This window comes from Mesorhizobium sp. M7A.F.Ca.CA.002.09.1.1, from assembly GCF_003998555.1.
Taxonomy (GTDB): Bacteria; Pseudomonadota; Alphaproteobacteria; order Rhizobiales; family Rhizobiaceae; genus Mesorhizobium; species Mesorhizobium ciceri.
In genome coordinates this window covers 1-3,920 of the sequence record NZ_RZRR01000536.1, presented here as the reverse complement: position 1 = coordinate 3,920, position 3,920 = coordinate 1, and the positions used below count along the sequence as shown (strand labels likewise).

At 61.4% G+C, this 3,920-nt stretch carries 3 protein-coding genes; 1 reads left to right on the top strand and 2 read right to left on the bottom strand.

Annotation, left to right across the window (positions count from 1 at the left end):
- Positions 1 to 1,345 (top strand): bifunctional 2',3'-cyclic-nucleotide 2'-phosphodiesterase/3'-nucleotidase (locus tag EN994_RS21430; RefSeq protein WP_127307790.1); only part of this gene is annotated, 1,345 nt, incomplete at its 5' end.
- Between the two features lie 30 nt (positions 1,346 to 1,375).
- On the opposite strand, the gene EN994_RS21425 is transcribed toward EN994_RS21430, so the two are convergent.
- Together EN994_RS21425 and EN994_RS21420 are read right to left on the bottom strand one after the other, a co-directional pair.
- Positions 1,376 to 2,377, bottom strand: a complete 1,002-nt coding sequence (locus EN994_RS21425) for a glycerophosphodiester phosphodiesterase family protein (RefSeq protein WP_027163378.1) — start codon at positions 2,375 to 2,377, stop codon at positions 1,376 to 1,378.
- A gap of 137 nt (positions 2,378 to 2,514) precedes the next feature.
- A complete protein-coding gene (locus EN994_RS21420; protein WP_063168054.1) occupies positions 2,515 to 3,771 on the bottom strand; it encodes a cyclopropane-fatty-acyl-phospholipid synthase family protein in 1,257 nt (418 codons plus the stop codon).
- Positions 3,772 to 3,920: the final 149 nt, after the last annotated feature.

Here is a 3,920-nt window from a genome sequence, read left to right as displayed (position 1 = left end):
TCTCAAGAACCTCGAAGGCAACGTCAAGACGCGCGACATCGTCGAGGCGGCCAAGGCCTGGGTGCCGCAGATGAAGGAGGCGGGCGCCGACATCGTCATTGCGCTGTCGCATTCCGGCATCGACGTGAAGCACGGCGACATGATGGAGAACGCCTCGTTCTTCGTCGCCGGCGTCGCCGGCATCGACGCGGTGTTCACCGGGCACCAGCATCTGGTGTTCCCCGGCAAGAAGGATTTCCAGTCGCTCGATGGTGTCGACACGCAAAAGGGCACGCTGCAGGGCAAACCCGCCGTCATGGGCGGTTTCTGGGGCTCGCATATGGGGCTGATCGACCTGATGCTGGAGCGTGACGGGTCGAAATGGAAGGTCGTTTCCGCCACTTCCGAGGCGCGGCCGATCTTCGAACGCGTCGACAACAAGAATAAACCGACTGTCCCGGACGACAAGCGCATCATCGCGGCCCTTGAGCAGGACCACCAGGCAACACTGGCCTATGTGCGCCGCCCCGTCGGCAAGACCTCCGCGCCGCTCTATTCCTATTTCGCGCTGGTCGCCGACGATCCGTCGGTGCAGGTCGTCAGCCAGGCGCAGACCTGGTACCTCAGGGATATTCTGAAGAATACGCAATGGAAGGATGTGCCGCTGCTGTCGGCGGCCGCTCCGTTCAAGGCCGGCGGACGCAACGGCGCCGACTACTATACCGACGTGCCCGCCGGCGATATCGCCATCAAGAACGTCGCCGACCTCTATCTCTATCCCAACACCGTGCGTGCGGTCGAAATCACCGGTGGGCAGGTCAAGGAATGGCTGGAAATGTCGGCCGGGATCTTCAACCGGATCGAGCCAGGGAAGGCCGACCAGGCCCTCATCAACACCGATTTTCCGTCCTACAATTTCGACGTCATCGACGGCGTCACCTATAAAATAGACCTGTCGCAGCCGCCGAAATACGATGCCAAGGGCGGGCTGGCTAACGCTGGCGCCAATCGCATCGTCGACCTGAGTTTCGATGGAAAACCAATTGACCCCAAACAGAAATTCGTCGTCGCGACCAACAACTACCGGGCCGGTGGCGGCGGCAATTTCCCCGACATCAATGCCTCGAAGATCATCTATGAAGCGCCGGACACCAATCGCGACGTCATCGTCCGCTACATCGTCAGCGAGGGTACAATCAACCCGTCCGCGGACGACAACTGGTCGTTCGCGCCGCTGCCTGGAACCAGCGCCGTGTTCGAAACCGGCGCCAAGGCGAAGGATTTCATTGCGCAGCTGAAATCGCTGAAGATCGAGCCGGCAGGCGAGGGCGAGGCAGGTTTCGCGAAATACCGCATCCTGCTTTGAAGGTGGTTCGGGTCGGCTCGAGTCCCGGCCTTATGGCGTGGATTGAGCCGGCTGGGTGAAACGTTCCTTGATGTCAGGCATGACGAGATCCAGCGCATCGGTGGAAATGCCGCCGGAATAACCGTTCGGCAGCTGCTTGATCAGTTCGGGATCGTCCAGCCCTTGCGAAAAGTCGCCGCCGGTGTACGGGCCGAGCAGATAGACGCGGCTGTCGACGCCTTGCATGCGATCGAGAAACCGGTTCGGCCAACCCCACATCCATTTCGCGATGTTGACGGGAATGAGCAAGGTACCTTTTCGGCAGGCATCTGGAACATAGCCGCTCCAGCCAAGCGCGGCATAGCGCAGAATGCATTGCGTCAGCGACGCGCGGCTCAGCGTATGCATGTCCGGCAGTGCTGCCTTGACTGCGGCAATCGGCTTGTCGCCGCCATAGACCGAGAGATAGAAGCGCTCGTTCGGCGATAGCATGGCAAGCCGTGCGGCCAGCTTTTCGCCTTCGCCTGGATCGTTGCTCTTGACGTTGATGTTGAAGCGGCGGGCCGGGAAGTGCGCCAGAACCTCATCCAGCGACGGCATCATGCCGATACCCTTGCCGCGAAACGGAAAGGTCTTGCCGCCATCCGCCGTATAGCCATAGCCGACATCGAGGGTCTTCAACTCGGCCATGGAATGGTTGCGTGTTTCTCCCTTGCCTTCCGTGCGGCAATCCAGCGTCCAGTCGTGGAAGACGGCGAAATTGCCGTCTGTCGTCGGGTGAACATCTAGTTCGAGCGCGTCAGCGTCCAGCGCGAAGGCTGCTTCCATCGAGGGGATCGTGTTTTCGAGGTAGGCATGGCGCGGCGGCAACATGCGACTGGCCGTGCACGTCTCACCCGTCATGCCTTCCCGTGCGTAGTCCTGGGCAAGGCCGCGATGGGCAAGCACTTCCGGCTTGCCGGCGGGGCGGCTCGACAACAGCGAGGTGTTGTTGAGCCAGATGCCCGCCGCGGCGACAACGATGATGCCGAAGAAGATCGTCCGTTTGCGCATCAAGTGATTTCCGATTCGTCCGTCCTGCGCGGCATCCTGCTTTGCGATCGGACTTTTTGACGGCGACCGGGCGGCGACATCGAGATCATCCTCGATATCGCCTGGTCGGCGGCAATGAAATCGAAGAACGTGTCGACTTACGCCTTGTAGACCACCTGGCGCACGTCGATGTAGCTGGCGCGGAATCCGGCCTCGCAATAGTGCAGGTAGAACTCCCAGAGCTTCTTGAAGCGGTCGTCGAAGCCGAGCGGGACGATCTTCTCCCATGACGCCCAGAACCGGTGGCGCCATTCGGCAAGCGTGCGCGCATAGTCATCCGGAAACACGCGCTCGCGCAGATGGGCAAGGCCATGATCCTTGCCCAGTGTCTTCAGGATCGACGGTGTCGGCAGCATGCCACCCGGGAAAACATAGCGCTGGATGAAATCCGGCCTTGCGCGATACGTGTCGTAGGCGGCTTCGTTGATGGTGATGATCTGCAGGCCGGCGGTGCCGCCGGGTCTCAGGCAAGCCTTCATCTTGCCGAAAAACACCGGCCAGTATTTCTCGCCGACCGCCTCGAACATCTCGATCGAGGCGATGCGGTCATAGGTGCCGGTTTCGTCGCGATAGTCCTGCAGCTTGATGTCGACCTTTTCGGCAAGGCCAGCCTTGGCGATGCGAGCCGTTGCAAAATCGTGCTGCTCGCGGCTGATCGTCAACCCGGTGACGCGGCAGCCGATCTCGCGCGCGGCGAATTCGGCGAAGCCGCCCCAGCCGCAGCCGATTTCCAGCACATGGTCCTTCGGGCCGATCCCTGTGTCTTTCGCCAGCGCGCGATATTTGGCGGCCTGGGCGCTTTCCAGGTCGTTGGCGCCGGTCGTGTAGAGCGCCGAGGAATAGGTCATGCTCGGATCGAGCCATTGCTTGTAAAAGGCGTTGCCGAGGTCGTAATGCGCCGAGATATTGCGCTTCGAACCGGTGCGGGTGTTCTGGTTGAACCAGTGGCGGATGCGCTGGACGGTGTTGATCAGCCAACTGGTGCCGCCCGCGATACGCTCGCCAATGACCGAATTGACCACGAACAGCTCCAGGAAGCTGGTCACATCAGGGCTTTCCCAATCGCCGTCCATGTAGGATTCGGCTACGCCGATCGTGCCGCCGGAAAAGGCGCGGCCGGGCAAGCGCCAATTCTTCAGCACCAGTTCGGCATCTGGGCCAGGTCCCTTGCCGCCGACGAGGACGGCGCGGCCGTCCGGCAGCCTCACCTTGAGCGAACCGCGCGGCAGGTTCATCGCCGCCGACAGCACCATGCGCGCTTTCGCCGGCAGACCTTTGACGATCTCGGCGAAATTGAACTCATCGAGCCTGACCGCGTCGCTCAATGCTGCGCCAAAAAGTTCCTTTTGTGCCATCTCGTGCCCCCTGGATTTCCGCGGTGTCGGGGCAGATTGCCGAGCCACGGTTCTCTTGGATCATTCGCCAGCTTCGAACGCCGTTGCCGGTCCCGGGCGCTGACCGGCTCAGTGACGGGCGGGCTCGAATGAAACACGCGCTCTTTTAC